Genomic DNA, 16,107 nt, shown 5'->3' with positions numbered 1-16,107 from the left:
TAACTTTTTATTAAATGAATTTGTAATTTAGACGGGTGGGCTACAATACCGAACAAGACTATCTATTACAAAATCAGGTTTCGCAGGGCGATCAGCAGGCGTTTACTGTTTTGTTCGATCGTTACCATCCACGTCTATTTAATTTTATAGTAAATCTCGTAAAGTCTAACGAAGTGGCGGAAGAACTGGTTATGGATGTCTTTCTCAAACTCTGGCTTTCGAGAGATATGATAGGTGGTATCGAAAACTTTGATGGATTCCTATTTAAGATAGCTTACAACAAGAGCATCGATTTTTTCGGGCTGCTGTCAGGAACAAAACTGTAGCAGATATTATATGGGAGCGAATAGAAATTCCTGCACAATCTTATGCGGATGCCCCATTGCTGATGCAGGAATACGAAAATAAACTTCGCGAAGCTATTGATTTACTTCCGGCCCGAAGGAGGAAAGTGTTTGATTTGAGCAGGGAAGAAGGCCTTTCTCATAGTCAGATTGCAGATACGCTCGGTATTTCTAAAAATACGGTAGCCAATACTATTGTAGAAGCAAAGCAATTCATTAAGTCCTACCTCGAAAAGCACTATGGCCTTGCGGGTCTTTTAGTGTTGCTGGCTTACCTGATAAAAGAAAAATAATTTTTTTAAACCGGGTAGTAGTAGCGGATTATTTTTTCGTTATTTATGATAGGCGGCAGCTATCATTTCACAAATGGATCAAAATAAGGATACATATTTTATAGAATTGGTGGAAAGGTATATGAACAATACCTGTTCCAGGGAAGACCTGGATAAGATATTGATGCTCGCTGAACAGGAACCAGAGAAACTGTATCATGCTTTTAAAGAGTACTGGCACACACAACAACTTCCTGAAAATAGCAGCAGTTTATCGGCCGCAGCTGTATTTGAGCAGGCCACACATATTGAAGAAACAGAAGGTAAGCAGCATTCCGGCAAAGATGCGGACAGGATGCCCGGGTCATACCAGAAAAGAATCAGCAGGTATTGGGTGGGTATCGCAGCAGTTTTGATTCTCACGATAGGAATAGCAGCTTATTTCTTTAATGACGGGGATACAACTCCTGCAACAGCAACTATTACAGATGTAGCTGCCCCGGGAAGGAGTAAAGCTACAGTGCGGCTGGCTGACGGTCAAACCATATCGCTTGACAGCTTAATGTCTGGCACACTGGCCGTACAGGGGGACGGAAAATTAATAAAAAATGCCAATGGTCAGTTAGTATATGAAACAGATGCAGCCACGGCAGATCATGCGCCTGTTTATAACACCCTGGATAACCCGAGAGGGAGTAAGGTAATAGATATGATACTGGCAGACGGTACCCATGTTTGGTTAAATGCCGGATCTTCCATAACCTTCCCGGTAGCGTTCACCGGCAACGACAGAAAAGTACAATTGAGAGGCGAGGCTTATTTAGATGTGAGTCATAACGCTGCGAAACCTTTTATTGTTCAAACCGGTGATGTAACGATCCGGGTGCTGGGTACGGGATTTAATGTAGATGCATACCAGGGTGCAGATCCAGTTAAAGTAACCCTCATAAAAGGATCGGTAAAACTTTCCAGCAAAAGTGCTAACAGTTTATTGAAGCCCGGGCAACAAGCAAGCGTGAAAGAACAGATAAGGATCTCGAACAATGTTGACCTGGATGATGTGTTAGCATGGAAGAATAATAAGTTCGTATTCGATAATAGCAGTATTCAACAAATAATGCGTCAGTTGGAACAATGGTATGATGTAGATGTGGTGTATGAAGGAGCGCCAACCGGGGAAGCGTTTATGGGATCTATATCGAGAAATGTAAACCTCTCGCAAATTCTCTCGCTTTTATCTGAAACCCATGCTGTTCATTTTGAACAAAAGGGAAAAAAGTGATCGTAAAAAAGTAAAGCCTGCATTATATATGGCTTTTTGATTCAGGCTTATTAGTATACAGGTAGTTGGCTGTAACCGGCCACTGGCGGGCGTTACAGGAAAAGATCATAAATTTACAGGAGAAAAATAAATTGTCTACCTTTTTGGTGGACTAAAAGAAAAGCAATATATTTGCAACGTCAAATTGTAAACGACACAACTAAACTTTAAGCCGGGTAAACCCTTAAAAGCTTATACATAAATTTTGATAACCAGCCCTATTTCATAGGGAGGGTTTTAGAAAGAATTGACTGGTTTGTAACCATCCGTTGATACGGATGTACCCAATTAAATAAAATATACAGCACCGTCTTTTATCAACTATGCGCCCTCTGGTGGATGGTAATGGAAGTAAGCAGCTGCTAATAATATAATTAAAAAATGTAGCCGGTATGTTGCGAGCATACCGGCCTGGGATTAGTTTCTAAAAAATGAAATAACGGCTGATTACTTATTTATTAAAAACCAACTGTAAAAGTATGATTTTTCTAACACGCGGTAATGGGCATGATATTGCCGGGGCTCCGGTATGTCTAAGAGGTCACATTACGCTCAAAGTTCTGCGACGAATGAAATTGACAATTCTATTGCTGACAGCTGTTTTCCTGCAGGTATCAGCAAATGGTATTTCCCAAAATGTAAACCTAAGGGTAAGGGGCGCTTCCCTCGAACAGGTAATCAAATCAATCGAACAGCAAACCGGTTACGGCTTTTTGTACACGACCAAAACCTTACAGGGAACCGAAAAAGTGAACCTGGATTGGAAAAACCTGCCGTTAAAGCAGGCTTTGCAGGACTTGTTTCGTAACCAGGGCCTGTCTTATAGCATGCCTGCAGGAAGCAATACCATCGTTATCAGGAAGCCGGAAAAGACAACTGATCCCGCATCATTCTTCAGCATGAGGCCTGCAGTGATAGCGCCCCCGGTACAACAGTTCGTGGAAATAAAAGGGCTGGTGAAAAGTGAAGATTCGGGAGAGCCTTTAGTAGGCGCTACGGTAACGGTGAAAGGATCCAAAATTGCAACCCTAACCGACATAAAAGGTGAATTTTCTATCAGCGCTGCCCCGGGTACAATACTAGTGATCACCTATGTGGGTTTTGTCGAAAAAGAAATTACAGTCAGAAAATCAGAATTTTATGAGATAAAATTAGCTACCAGTCCCAACTCTGTGAATGAAACGGTTGTTACCGGTGTATACGTAAGACCCAAGTCTAATTTTACCGGGGCATCCAGTTCCTTTACAGCTGAAGATATCGCACGCGTAAGCAACTCCAATGTGTTGAATGCGCTGCAATCACTCGACCCGTCTTTTCAGTTGATGGAGAATTTAAACCTCGGTTCTAACCCTAACGTTTTACCTGACATAGTGCTACGCAGCGGCAATAGCCTGGTTGATCTGGGAGGTAGCTCAACAGTACCTTTTGATTATGCTAATGGAGCCAATACACCGCTCTTTATTTTAGATGGCTTTGAAGTACCGCTGCAGCGTATCAATGATCTTGATATGAACCGCATTGCAAAGGTAGATATCCTGAAAGATGCCGCGGCTACCTCAATATATGGTTCCAGGGCTGCCAATGGTGTTATCGTAATAGAAACCGTACGCCCCAAAGAAGGTAAACTGCGGGTTTCTTATATCGGAAACATATCGGCGGAAATACCAGATCTTTCCAGCTATAACCTGCTCAACGCAAGAGAAAAATTTGACCTGGAAAATAAGATCAATGCCTATTCTTTTTACGACTGGAACTTTAGGGATGAGCAACTGGGGTTCTTTTACAACCAAAGGCTGGCTGCTATTGAAAAGGGCGTGAATACCGACTGGATCTCGCAGCCGGTGCAAACAGGTATCGGAACCAAACATGCCATTTATGTAGAAGGCGGCGCTAACGATGCATTATATGGTATTAATCTTACTTATAACCGTATTACGGGTGCAATGAAAGGCTCAGACAGGCAACTGTTATCGGGTAATACCTTCCTCTCATACAGGGTTAAAAATTTCAATTCAGGAACGACCTGACTATTAATGCTAATACCGCCAACAATTCGCCTTATGGTTCATTTACACAATACACCCGGTTAAATCCTTACTGGACACCCTACGACAGCGTAGGAAACCTAAAAGTATACCTGGAAGACATAAGAGATAATGCAGGTAACAGGCTTACTAACTTTGATCAGTACAATAACCTGGATGGCTGGCCGGTTGGCAGGGCAACCAATCCGCTATATAATGCTTCACTGAATATAGTAGATAAAAAAACGTATCAAAACCTGGTTAATAATTTTTCTACCCAATGGCAGGCTGCGCAGTGGCTCCGCTTCACCGGTAGATTTGCTTACCAGTACCAGGCAGATGAAAGTGATATTTTTCTTCCTGCTCAACATACTTCGTTTGTATCGCGACCCACATTTGAAAAGGGTTCCTATACAAAAGGATACGGGAAAAGACAAAGTATGGAAGGAATGATAACGGCTGACATGAATAAGCTGATCGGGCAGCACCAGTTCTTTGCGACTTTGGGTACTAACATGCAGCAAACGAAATATAATACCGAGAGTTTCATGGTAGAAGGTTTTCCTAATCCACGCTTAGACCAACTGGTATTGGGTAATCGCTTTCCGCAGGATAGCAAGCCCATTGGTACAGAAAGCCTGACAAGATTGTTTGGCCTGCTAAGCAATGTGAGTTACTCCTTTGATAACAGATTCTTATTAGATTTCTCATTCCGGACGGATGGCTCTTCTCAGTTTGGTACACTGAGACGTTTTGCCCCATTCTGGTCAACAGGAGCCGGTTGGAATATTCATAATGAAAAATTCATTAAAGACCTGGAGTTTGTGGATCGCCTGAAATTGCGTTACTCGTTTGGCTATACCGGTTCTCAAAACTTCGAAAGTTATAAGGCGATCTCTACCAGCCAATACTATACATCCAGTGATTATAGGGGAGTGATCGGTACCTACCTGCTCGGTTTTGGTAACGATGCACTGGCCTGGCAGAAGACGGCTAAAAGTAACTTTGGTGCAGATATCACCTTATTCAAAAAACTGGATATAACCGGTAACTATTTTATTGAGAAAACACAGGGAAGCATAGCTACCATTTCTACCGCACCATCTACAGGATTCACGTCTTATGCTGAGAACATGGGAGATGTAATTGGCCGTGGCTGGGAATTATATCTGCGATATAATATTATCAATAATAATGCAAAACGTAATAACCTTTCGGTATTTGCCAACCTGTTTTCTGTAAAGAACAAGATTGAAAAGGTTTCCAGCACCATCGCAGCTATGAATGCGAGAGCGGACACGGCTAAATCAAGCCGGCCGATCACACGCTATGCCGAAGGTCAAAGTACTTCTGCCATCTGGGCTGTGCCTTCACTGGGTATTGACCCCGCTACCGGTTACGAGATTTTTGTAAAACGAGATGGCCGTCTTAGTAATATTTATGACCCGCGCGACCAGGTAATTATCGGAGACAGCAGGCCTAAAATAGAAGGAACATTTGGTACGAACCTGGAATTGAATGGCATCGGCTTTAACGTATTCTTCCGGTTCCGTTATGGCGGACAGGCGTATAACCAAACACTGGTAGAACGCGTAGAAAATGTGGCAGTGGCTTTTTATAATGTAGATCGGAGAGTATATGAAGATCGTTGGCAAAAACCTGGCGATGTAACTTTCTTCAAGGGGTTAATAGATTATGCAGGCTTTGCTATTACTGAGCCTACCTATACCACTTCTCGTTTCGTGCAAAATGATAACCTGGTGGCATTGGAAAACCTGACCATGTACTACCGGTTTTCAAACGCATTGAATAAAAAGCTTGGATTGGAAAATACGAGGATCAGCTTTTTTACTTCCGATGTATTCCGTTTATCCAGCATCAGGAGAGAACGTGGCCTGGATTATCCTTTTGCCAAGACATTTAGTCTTCAGATTCAAACCTCATTCTAACATCAAAACAAGTTATTACCATGTCTTTTAAATATATTTCCCAAAAGCTGTTCGGACTGCTGATAGTAGTGTTGCTTATACAGGTTTTGACCGGTTGTAAAAAATGGCTGGAGGTAAATCCTGCTACCAGGGTATCAGAGGATGAACAGTTTTCATCGCAACAAGGATACTTTGATGCCTTGTTTGGCGCATATCAGAAAATGGCTGATCTGAGTGCTTACGGAGGTTTGGGTACCTACCGTTTTATAGACGTACTGGCGCAGAATTACGAGAACAAATCGGGCCAAACTAATACCTGGTACGGCCAAACTGCCAGGTATGCCTACACTTCAGAAGTAAGCGCGCAGCAAAATGTACGCAGCTCAATTAATTCTATATGGTCTGGCTATTATGGGGCTATTGCACAAGCTAACTATATACTTAAGAATGTAGCGCAAAGAAACGTTCTTGCAGGTACGGCGCTTAATATTGTAAAAGGAGAAGCATTAGCAATAAGAGGGGCTGTTCATTTTGACTTACTACGCATGTTTGCACCAGCTTACCTGAATGGAGCCAATGACACAACCAGGTCAATACCTTATATGGACCAGTTCAAGATCGAACCACAGGCAAAATTATCAGCAGGGGAGGTTTTGGCGAAATGCGAGGCAGACCTCAAAGAAGCCGAGCAGTTGTTGTCGGTATACCCTGGGATTGATCAAATTGCCGGAAACCAGGGATCCACTTCATCCGATCTATTGTTGATATATCGTCAAAATCATATTAACTATTGGGCAGCCAAAGCTATCCTGGCCAGGTTATATTTGTATAAAGGTGATAAAATAAACGCTTTAAAATATGCTAACGAAGTAATCGATAGCAGGCGATTCTCGTTTATTAATCCGGGCACGTTATCAGTAGACGCTACGACTGAAGCTTCAGATCTTACGTTTACTCCGGAACATATTTTCTCTCTAAGTGTATCTAATCTTAAGTTAGCCGCTGATCAATATTTTAAAAGCTCCCAAACGGCAACCTCTGATGCAGACGACTTGTTTTCTACCAAGGCAAAACTTTCAGCGATATATGAAACATCCCTGGTAGGATATGGTACAGATATACGCAACCCTGACGCGGCCAGAAGTATCTGGAACCAGTTTACGACGACTATTGTTTATTCCAAAAATATTATTCTGACAGGACTACCAATGTGAAGCAACGTCTGGTGCCCATTGTTCGCCTGCCTGAAATGTATTATATAGCTGCTGAGGCTGCGCCAACGGTGGCAGCTGGCGTAGGTTATCTCAATGTGGTAAGGTTAGCCCGGCTGATTCCCGCTTTAGGCACCGATGTAGTGAATACTCCTGCATTATTAGACGCAGAGCTGCAAAAAGAATATCGGAAGGAATTATATGGAGAAGGTCAATTGTGGTTCTGGTACAAAAGAAAAAATGTTACCACTATCCCTGATGGAGTAGGAAATCCAATGACGCAGGCAAAATATACATTCCCGCTTCCTCTTGGAGAAATCGAATTCGGTGTTAACTAATCTTATTCATTCTACAAATATTATTTAATGAAAAAGACATACTTAAAAAGATTTATTTATACTGTTTTACTGGCATTATCATTAACGTCGTGTAAAGAAGATCAATCGCTAATATATGAGCAGGATGCGCGTATTTATTTCAGGGAAGGCGTTACTGCTGACTACTCATTTACTGCAGAGCCCGCCAGCGTTGTCACCGACACGCTTTTTATACCCCTACGTATTATGGGCTCAGCTGTTGACAGGGACAGGATATTTAATATTATTATAGACGACAGCTCTACAGCAAAAAGAGGCTATCATTTTCAGTTCGGGCCCTTGGTAATTCCCGCTAATACTTATGAACTGTCGCTACCAGTATATATTTATCGCAAACCCGGCCTAAAGGATAGCGTGGTTAATGCTTATTTAACCATTGGCGAATCTGAAGATTTTAAACCAGGTTATATTGATAAGTCGAATTCTATAAATCCCTATAACAAGCAGCATTATCGTATATCTCTCAACGATCAGTTATTAAAGCCGTCAAGCTGGGATACCCGATGGGCGACTTATTTCGGAACTTACTCGAGAACCAAGCATCAGTTTATTAATCAAACCTACGGAAGTGCTGCGTGGCCTGCAGTAGTTTTTCCTCAGGACATCAACTTCGTGGTACAAACGATGAAGCTGGCTTTATACAATTACGAACAGGCTAACGGGCCATTGATTGATGAAAATGGCGAACGTGTTGTTTTCCTTTAACCCAAAAACTACTAAAAATGAAAGCTGATTATCAAAAATATATTCATGCAATAACACTGCTGTTGCTGCTTGCATGTGCCGGCTGCTATAAAGATCAGGGTAATTATGACTATAAAAAGATCAATGAAATAAGCGTTGCTGACCCAGCTGCGGCACAGCGTATTTTCATCAACCAGGGAGATACACTTCGCTTGAACCCGGTACTTAGTCAAACTATTCCATCAAGCGATCTTTCCTACGCCTGGTTTATGTATAACAATTCTCCCAATAGCGACTACACGATGCCTCGCGATACCATCGCAAGAACACCTAATCTTGCGTTCAGGGTAACCGGCGATCTTTTTGTACTTGGTGAAAATTATAGGTTGACTTTAAAGGTTACGGACAACAAAACGGGTATCTCTGCAGTAAGGCAGTATGATATCACAGTAGCCAATAAATATGCCCAGGGCTGGATGTTCCTGGAGGAAAAAGGCGCAGGTGCTGATCTCTCAATGATCTTACCAGATAATAGCGTTGAGCATAATCTTTATTCGCTGCTAAATCCGGCTGCACCGTTGGGCAAGCCGGTATCCATTACAACTACCAGGTTTGATGTAACGGATGATCTTTCTACTCCCAACCGTCGTATCTATATTCAAACAGAGACGGATGCAATTGAGTTAAGCAGTCTCACCCTGACAAAAAAGTTTGATATAGGTTTTTTCTTTTTGTAAAACCACGCATAGTAAAACCTACTTATATAGGTTGGGCAGCCTATATGTCCGGAGCTAATCCATGGCAGCGCATGGGTATTGCCATCAATAACGGGCAGCTACATACTAATCTGGTGGGTGGTTTTCCGGGTAGTAAAAAATGGGGAGAAGCCATTGTAAACCCAGCCGGAGTTTATGACTACGATATTGCTCCCTATGTTGCCGGTGGTAGCACTTTTGCAGCTACCTACCCGGTTGTTGTATACGATAAAAAGTATAAACGCTTCTATTCTGTTGGAGCTAATGCTCTCGGTGCTTTCCCCGCCGCTGCCAGCACTGTCTTCGATATGAATAATGTTGGAATGGATTTATTGCTTCTTGACTCGGCCAATGTTACAGACCGGTATAATGCTGTAATGAGGGAAGGTTCAACTCCTTATCTGCTACAGTTCAGAACGGTAGCTGCAACCGACGATCCCGTAGTTACAGTAGCTAAAGTAGCGATGAATGCGCCCGATATTGCGAATGCCACGGCCCTTGCATCCTCTACACTTACTCCACATATTTTTTATGCCGTTGGAAACAGGTTATTAAAATATGAAACCACTTCTAACACGAGCACTGAGGTATTCAATCTTCCCGCTGGAGAATCTGTTACTAAAATGGATTATCTGAAAGGAGTCGCGGGTACTGGTCAGCAGAGACTCGTAGTTGCGACCTGGAATGGCAGCTCTGGAAAAGTATACTTCTTCAATATATCGGCGGTAGGAGATCTGGGCAGTAACTATAGCCATGTATTTAATGGTTTCAATAAGATAATCGATTTCGCTTATAAATATTAAAAACAAAAAAATGAAAAAGAATTTTGTTCTTGCACTCTCACTATTGGCGGCCTCCATCAGCCAGGCGCAGGATGGAGCCAATTCAAAAGGACAGGTTTTCGGGAAGATATTTGAAACCGGAACCGAAGCTCAAAAAGATTCATTGGTAAAAACCATAGTAGCAGATGCGAAAGTTGCTACTAACGAGGATGATTTGCAGCTCTACTATAATTTTTTAAATTATCGAAAACTTGCTACAGAAGCTGAGGCGGTACAGGCAAGAGCTATTAAACTACATCCCAAAGGTAAAATAGCAAGAAGTAAAGAGATATCGAAATTCTATGACCTGGAAGATTTAAAGGATAAAGAGAAACTGTATAATTCGATCCTGAAAAAATATCCAATGGACAAGTTTCCCAACGATGGTATTGTATACGACTACGTAACAGCAGCCCTGGCGAGGCAATTGGTCAAAGAGGGTAAGAAAGAACAAGGGTTAAAATTATTGGATAATATGCAGGAGAAATTCTGGCGCGCGCAAGGATATATTCCTGTTGCTGAAGAACTGCTGAAAGGAGGCGATACTACTGCCGCCTTGCCGCTCGTACAAAAAAGCATTGAGGACGCATTGTTCTTTATTAATGGAACAGATCAAAGCAATAAAGCAAAATTTGCCGCAGTGGGTTACCCGGGTTATGTTCAAACCTATGCCGCGGTATTACTGGCACGTGGTCAATATAAAGAAGCATTAGATTACCTGGAGCAAGCCAGGAAGATTGTGCCGGATAGAACAAAAGATTTTGCACCGGGCTATGCTAAAGCGTTACAACAGGTAGGTCGCGATCTTGAAGCTTTTAACCAATACACTACTTTGTATAAAGACGGACAATTTGGTTATGAAAAGCCTTTGGAAGAATTGTACCTAAAGTTGAACAAAGGGCAGCGTACAGGTTTTGATGGCTACATTGATGGACTGAAAGCTGAGCTGAATGATGACATCAAAAATCACCTGGCTCAAATCATCACCGAAAAAGAGACACCTTCTTTTAAGCTGCGCAACCTGAAAGGAGAAATTGTAGACTCTAAATCTCTGCTGGGTAAAGTAGTAGTGCTCGACTTCTGGGCAACCTGGTGTGGTCCCTGTATCCGATCCTTCCCGGGTATGCAGAAAGCAGTTACTAAATATGAAAAAGATCCGGACGTAGTATTCTTATTTGTTGATACCTGGGAGCGTGATGAAGACTATGAGAAAAAAGTGAACGAATTTATTGATAAAAACAAGTACACTTTTAATGTGTTGTTTGATGATAAGAAAAATGATGATGAGATCGCCCCTAAGTTTGGCATCAAAGGCATTCCTGCAAAATTTGTGATCGATAAAAAGGTAAAACCCGTTTCTTCTTAACAGGTTCTTCTCCTTATCCTGATTATATACTGATGGAATTAACTCAGATGATCGAAAGGGCTAAAAAGGGATAAGATATATTATTAAAATAGTTGGTGCTTTTTTCATGGGTCGGTTTTTACTGGCCCATGAATATTTATACACTAAAAATATTGTATGCGCTATAGAAAGAATATCCTGATGTTGTTGCTGCTTCCATTGTTCAGCCTGGGGCAGAACAGTAATGTGTCTGTTGAACAGCAGGTTAAAGAAGTATATCGTAAAGTGTATCCTGCATGCGTAAGAGCTTATGGGATAGATTCTACCACGAGCGCCCAGAATAGTGCCCAATTTAGCGCCGTTGTCGTAAGTGCTGATGGTGTTATTTTAACAGTGGCGCACGCGGTAAAGCCTGGACTATTATACAGAATAAGTTTCCCGTGCGGCAAAACAGGTTTGGCCAGGGCATTAGGTCGTATAGCTACCGACCGGCAGACACTCAGACCAGATGTGGCCATGATGCGGATGATAGAAACAGGGCCCTGGCCTTATGTTGAAACGGGTACAAGTGCTTCTCTTATTAAAGATCAAACTTGTTTTGGCATTTCTTACCCCGAAAGTCAGAACCTGATGGTTCCCATGCTGAGATGGGGACGTATCCTCAATACTTTAAATGAATGGGGTTTTGTAGAAAGTTCCTGCATTATGGAAACCGGTGACTCGGGCGGTCCCTTGTTTGATGTACAGGGAAAGCTGATCGGGCTACATTCACGGATCGACAAACCGGAAGGAGCGAATTACGAAGTTCCCATCGACATCTACACAAAGTATTTTACCGCCTTGCAGGTTGTTAAGAATTATGACAGCCTTCCTGATAAAGCCGATCAACTGCTGCCTGGCAAAACCAGTCTTCAGCCAAACGGAGCCACAAGTATAAAGGAACCCACGGTTCCAGCATTAGTAAAAACAAAGAGCGAAGCTGTTGTAAAAATGTATAGTTCGAGGGATACGATCCTTGGTACCGTTTTTCAATTAAAGAATGGGAAGCAAATGATCATCAGTAAAAGCAGCGAGGTGGGCGATTCTGCCCGTATCCAAATTGCGGGTAGGATAATATCCTTGAAAATTATTGGCCGCGATCCTCGCAAAGATCTGGTAGCATTAAGTTTTGATTACAGGTTTCCGCAGCCATTAATCGCTCAGAACCTAAAAGTATTGGTCGCAGACGATCGCGATTTCACTGGCCGTTTTTTACATACAGCCTTGCCTGGCAAAACATCAAAAGGTAGTATTGGCGGCTTACTGGTAGATGAACTACCTAACAGGTTGAGTTCTGGTGGCTTCAACGCCTGGTTGCAGGAACAGGATGGCTGCCCTACTATCACTAAAATAGATTCTGGTGGTGTTGCAGAAAAGGCCGGGCTAAAAGTGGGCGACTGTGTTATTAGTATTAACCAGGTACCGGTAAACGGAGCAAAGGGTTTCAATAGTGAGATGACGAAATATTATCCCGGCGATAAACTGCATTTTTCTGTTCGAAGAGAAGCAGATACATTAGCAGTTGCCCTGGTGCTGGCACCACGCATACTCAGGGAGCAGCCTCATCCCATGAATCGTTTTGAGGGAGGCAAGTCTTTACGCAGGGATGGTTTTCAACATGTGATATTGCATGACGCCAGAATACGTTCTTATGAATGTGGTAGTCCTTTGTTTGATTCATCAGGTAACCTGGCAGGAATAAATATCGCAAGGTTCAGTCATACAACTACGGTGGCGCTTAATGTTTCTGAACTAATTTCTTTTATCAATACTATCGATATATAAAGGTGTTGATTTAGATAGGGTAGGCGGTAACGCTCTTGGTTTCAGATAAAGCAAAATAGCTGTTTACCGTGGTGATATTGGGGAGTTTAGCCAGCTTGTAGCGGTAAAATTCATGGTACTCTTCCATATCCCTCGTGGATACCCGTAAAAGAAAGTCAAAAGAGCCGGTCATCTGGAAACACTCTAATACTTCAGGAAATTTTTTTACAGCCTTTTCAAATTGCTCTAACACTTCAATAGTGTGTTGATTCAACAATACATGACTGAAAGTTAAGAGCCCTTTTCCTATCTTTTTGCGATCGAGTACTGCAACCGACCGGAGAATAACTCCTTCCTCTTTTAATCTGGATATGCGGTCATGTATCGTAGTAATGGAGCGCCTTAATGTAAGGGCAACCTGGCGATGGGTAACAGAAGCATCTACCTGTAACAATCTGAGTATTTGTTTATCCAACTCGTCTATTTCAAACATACATGTTCATTTAAAAGTAAAACTGAATTCCGAAAAAAATTACAAGTAATGGTAAAATCTCTTTCAAAATTGGTTTATTTTCCGGATAATTATACAAATAATATGTATTATTCCGGTATTTTCTATAAAATTTAATACGAAGTATAAGTAAATGATCTTTGAACTGTATTATTTGTCATCCAGGCGGGTTCATTTTTATAAAATACAAACAAAAACGAAGCATTATGAGACAGTTTCTATTTACCATGTTGGCACTGGTAAGTGTCACCATTTGTTATTCACAAGTAAAGCAACCTGCCAAATGGAGCTTTACCGCTAAGAAAATAAATGCTACCACCTACGAAATCCATTTTACTGCATCTCTCGAAGGAGGCTGGCATATTTATTCACAAACAACACCCGACGGTGGACCCGTACCTACCAAAATTAAGTTTGCAGCAAATCCTTTGGTTACCATACAGGGCACAGCTACCGAAGTTGGTAAATTGGAGAAAAAGCATGAAGAGATATTTGGCGTGGATGTAAAACAGTTTTCCAATAAGGTTGATTTTGTGCAGGTAGTAAAATTGAAAGGAAAAGTAAAAACAAATATAACCGGCAGTATTGACTATATGACCTGCAATGACAGGGAATGTTTGCCGCCCACCAGCCAAAAATTTTCTATAGCTATACAATAAGTTTTTGTTTATGAAGAAAGGATTATTTACATGTTTCATTGTATGGCTGCTATGCCTGGTAGTAACAGCCGCTGCTGCCGATACCACTGATATTCGTTTTGAATATAAAAAGGAGAGAACCAGCGAAAAGGAGGTGGTACTTTCAGTTGTGGTGCACCTTGCCCCAGGTATCAAGCTGTATGCAAAGCAACAGCGTGATGCGGATGTATTGTATTCAAATATTCTCTTTGATACTGCTGCTGCTAAGTTCTATTCAGGAGCAGTAACAGAACATGGAAAAATGCAATCAGAGCATGACTCATCTGTGAACGCCGATGTTCATTTTTACACGGACTCCGTAAAATGGCAGCAAAAAATAAATCTGGCAACAGGAGATAGTTTATCAACTAAAGTGTACCTCAATTATTTGTATAAAAACGGGCAGGAATATTTGCCGGGTGAAGCAACCGGCAGGTTTTATTTAGAGCCGGAAGCTGATACAACAACTGACAACAATATTGCCGATCGCTCTTTTAATATGGATATTCCTTACAGCCTTCGGTGGGGGCTTGCTGGCGTTATTAACACCCTGTGTTTATTCAATGATACCGGTAACCGTATCCTTTTTTACCAAGCGCAGCAAAACAAAGCTGGAGGGTAGAAAGAATGCAGTTATCTATTCCTTATCCATCATATTTATTTTTACATTTATAGGATTTCTGATCACGCTGATCTGGGGACCTACAGCCTTAAATGACATTTCCACTAACTGGATCTTCAATCTTTTTATCTTCCTTGTCTTTGTTGTATTTGGTATCTCCTTTCTGGGCGCATTTGAAATAACGCTGCCTTCTTCCTGGTCTAACAAAGCAGATTCAAAGGCGAACGCATCCAGTTTCCTGGGCATATTTTTTATGGCGCTGGTTTTGGTAGTGGTATCGTTCAGCTGTACCGGACCCATACTAGGGCTTTTGCTGCCGGTTATTTTTAAAGGGGGATATGCTGGTCCACTGATTGGTTTCTTCGGCTTTTCACTGGCGCTTTCTATTCCGTTTGCTTTGTTTGCTTTTTTCCCATCCTGGTTAAATAGTTTAAGCAAACCCGGCGGCTGGATGAATTCTATCAAAGTGACTCTCGGGTTTATCGAGCTGGCCTTAGCGCTCAAATTTCTTTCTAATGCAGACCTGGCAAGAGGATGGAGGCTATTGGACAGGGAGATATTTATTGCAGCGTGGATTGTGATCTTTATTTTACTCGGCATTTACCTCCTGGGAAAATTAAAATTTCATCACGATGATGAGCTGCCGAAGAATGATTTTGGCCTGCCTTATCTTTCCGTAACCAGGCTATTATTTGCTATGACCTCGCTGATCTTTGCGGTTTACATGATACCGGGATTATGGGGAGCACCGCTGAAAGGTATATCTGCATTTGTACCGCCAATGGGTACACAAGACTTTAATGCGGATGACCTGCCTTCCGGCTTTAATCTTTCATCAGCGGCTTTTTCCCAGGATAACAACAGCAGTCATGGGGCTGTCGGTTTGCCCAAGCCTGCAAAATATTACGAGGAAATGCGAAAGAATGAACCTGATGTGGTGGTAAATAACGGTATGGTAACTTATTTCGACTACCAGGAAGCTCTTGCCGTATCCCGTCGGTTAAAAAAACCATTGATGCTGGATTTTACCGGAATCAACTGTGTAAACTGCCGCAAAATGGAAGGACAGGTTTGGAGTGATCCCAAAGTGATGCAGCGACTTAAAGACGATTTTGTTATTGTATCACTTTATGTAGATGTACACAATGTTTACATTCCCCAGCAGGAACAGTATTTTTCGAAAACACTGGACAGGCGGGTAGAAACACTGGGGGACTTCAATGCAGATATGCAGGTAGAAAAATTTGGTGCTAATACGCAGCCTTATTATTTCTTTCTGGATGATAAAGAACAGCGCCTGGCGCATGATGGCTATGGGTACGATCCTGATGTAAATAAGTTTATTAAATTACTAGATACCGTAAAGGAAGTTTACAGCAAAAGAAGTACAGCACACCAGTAACGGTCAACAT

Annotated in this window: 17 protein-coding genes; 15 read left to right on the top strand and 2 right to left on the bottom strand. The window is 41.9% G+C overall.

What is annotated here, in order from left to right; translation table 11 throughout:
- The first annotated feature begins 35 nt into the window (after positions 1 to 35).
- The 4 genes from MKP07_RS29795 to MKP07_RS29780 all read left to right on the top strand — a co-directional run bounded on the left by MKP07_RS29795 (position 36) and on the right by MKP07_RS29780 (position 3,964).
- Complete coding sequence (locus tag MKP07_RS29795; protein WP_240851616.1) at positions 36 to 326, top strand: RNA polymerase sigma factor; 291 nt, start codon at positions 36 to 38, stop codon at positions 324 to 326.
- A 56-nt stretch (positions 327 to 382) separates the two neighbouring features.
- Positions 383 to 637: a sigma-70 family RNA polymerase sigma factor gene (locus MKP07_RS29790; RefSeq protein ID WP_262920007.1), complete on the top strand. Its 255-nt coding sequence runs from the start codon at positions 383 to 385 to the stop codon at positions 635 to 637.
- A gap of 121 nt (positions 638 to 758) precedes the next feature.
- On the top strand, positions 759 to 1,898 hold the full coding sequence (locus MKP07_RS29785) for a FecR family protein (RefSeq protein WP_240851613.1): 1,140 nt from the start codon (positions 759 to 761) through the stop codon (positions 1,896 to 1,898).
- 608 nt (positions 1,899 to 2,506) lie between these two features.
- The gene (locus MKP07_RS29780; RefSeq protein ID WP_240851611.1) at positions 2,507 to 3,964 is read left to right on the top strand and encodes a SusC/RagA family TonB-linked outer membrane protein; all 1,458 of its coding nucleotides are present in this window, start codon (positions 2,507 to 2,509) and stop codon (positions 3,962 to 3,964) included.
- 218 nt (positions 3,965 to 4,182) lie between these two features.
- Here MKP07_RS29780 and MKP07_RS29775 read toward each other — a convergent pair whose 3' ends face one another.
- Positions 4,183 to 4,332 (bottom strand): hypothetical protein, encoded by a 150-nt coding sequence (locus MKP07_RS29775; RefSeq protein ID WP_240851609.1) that lies wholly within the window; start codon positions 4,330 to 4,332, stop codon positions 4,183 to 4,185.
- 69 nt (positions 4,333 to 4,401) lie between these two features.
- Here MKP07_RS29775 and MKP07_RS29770 point away from each other — a divergent pair, with 69 nt between their 5' ends.
- From MKP07_RS29770 to MKP07_RS29735, 8 genes are all read left to right on the top strand, one after another.
- On the top strand, positions 4,402 to 5,910 hold the full coding sequence (locus MKP07_RS29770; protein WP_240851608.1) for a SusC/RagA family TonB-linked outer membrane protein: 1,509 nt from the start codon (positions 4,402 to 4,404) through the stop codon (positions 5,908 to 5,910).
- 20 nt (positions 5,911 to 5,930) lie between these two features.
- A complete protein-coding gene (locus MKP07_RS29765) occupies positions 5,931 to 7,103 on the top strand; it encodes a RagB/SusD family nutrient uptake outer membrane protein (protein WP_240851607.1) in 1,173 nt (390 codons plus the stop codon).
- On the top strand, positions 7,100 to 7,438 hold the full coding sequence (locus tag MKP07_RS29760; protein WP_240851605.1) for a RagB/SusD family nutrient uptake outer membrane protein: 339 nt from the start codon (positions 7,100 to 7,102) through the stop codon (positions 7,436 to 7,438). The genes MKP07_RS29765 and MKP07_RS29760 overlap by 4 nt, the downstream gene beginning before the upstream one ends.
- 27 nt (positions 7,439 to 7,465) lie before the next feature.
- Positions 7,466 to 8,182, top strand: coding sequence for a DUF4843 domain-containing protein (locus MKP07_RS29755; protein ID WP_240851602.1), 717 nt, complete (start codon positions 7,466 to 7,468; stop codon positions 8,180 to 8,182).
- Between the two features lie 17 nt (positions 8,183 to 8,199).
- The gene (locus tag MKP07_RS29750; protein ID WP_240851600.1) at positions 8,200 to 8,898 is read left to right on the top strand and encodes a PKD-like family lipoprotein; all 699 of its coding nucleotides are present in this window, start codon (positions 8,200 to 8,202) and stop codon (positions 8,896 to 8,898) included.
- A gap of 44 nt (positions 8,899 to 8,942) precedes the next feature.
- Positions 8,943 to 9,719, top strand: a complete 777-nt coding sequence (locus MKP07_RS29745; protein WP_240851599.1) for a hypothetical protein — start codon at positions 8,943 to 8,945, stop codon at positions 9,717 to 9,719.
- Between the two features lie 10 nt (positions 9,720 to 9,729).
- Positions 9,730 to 11,103 (top strand): redoxin domain-containing protein, encoded by a 1,374-nt coding sequence (locus tag MKP07_RS29740; protein WP_240851596.1) that lies wholly within the window; start codon positions 9,730 to 9,732, stop codon positions 11,101 to 11,103.
- 156 nt (positions 11,104 to 11,259) lie between these two features.
- A complete protein-coding gene (locus MKP07_RS29735) occupies positions 11,260 to 12,906 on the top strand; it encodes a trypsin-like peptidase domain-containing protein (protein ID WP_240851594.1) in 1,647 nt (548 codons plus the stop codon).
- Positions 12,907 to 12,916: 10 nt separating this feature from the next.
- On the opposite strand, the gene MKP07_RS29730 is transcribed toward MKP07_RS29735, so the two are convergent.
- Positions 12,917 to 13,378 (bottom strand): Lrp/AsnC family transcriptional regulator, encoded by a 462-nt coding sequence (locus MKP07_RS29730; RefSeq protein WP_240851592.1) that lies wholly within the window; start codon positions 13,376 to 13,378, stop codon positions 12,917 to 12,919.
- A 224-nt stretch (positions 13,379 to 13,602) separates the two neighbouring features.
- Here MKP07_RS29730 and MKP07_RS29725 point away from each other — a divergent pair, with 224 nt between their 5' ends.
- From MKP07_RS29725 to MKP07_RS29715, 3 genes are read left to right on the top strand one after another with little or no spacing between them, the layout of a single operon-like run.
- On the top strand, positions 13,603 to 14,055 hold the full coding sequence (locus MKP07_RS29725; RefSeq protein WP_240851589.1) for a protein-disulfide reductase DsbD domain-containing protein: 453 nt from the start codon (positions 13,603 to 13,605) through the stop codon (positions 14,053 to 14,055).
- Between the two features lie 10 nt (positions 14,056 to 14,065).
- Entirely contained in the window at positions 14,066 to 14,695 is a 630-nt protein-coding gene (locus MKP07_RS29720; RefSeq protein WP_240851587.1) for a hypothetical protein, read from the top strand.
- Positions 14,604 to 16,097, top strand: a complete 1,494-nt coding sequence (locus MKP07_RS29715) for a protein-disulfide reductase DsbD family protein (protein ID WP_449589536.1) — start codon at positions 14,604 to 14,606, stop codon at positions 16,095 to 16,097. Before MKP07_RS29720 ends, MKP07_RS29715 begins: the two co-directional genes overlap by 92 nt.
- The last annotated feature ends 10 nt before the right edge of the window (positions 16,098 to 16,107 follow it).

The sequence above is a fragment of the Paraniabella hibiscisoli genome (genome assembly GCF_022512515.1).
GTDB lineage: Bacteria > Bacteroidota > Bacteroidia > Chitinophagales > Chitinophagaceae > Niabella > Niabella hibiscisoli.
The sequence above is the reverse complement of the archived record's forward strand: the minus strand, read 5'-3'. Positions and strand labels throughout refer to the sequence as shown.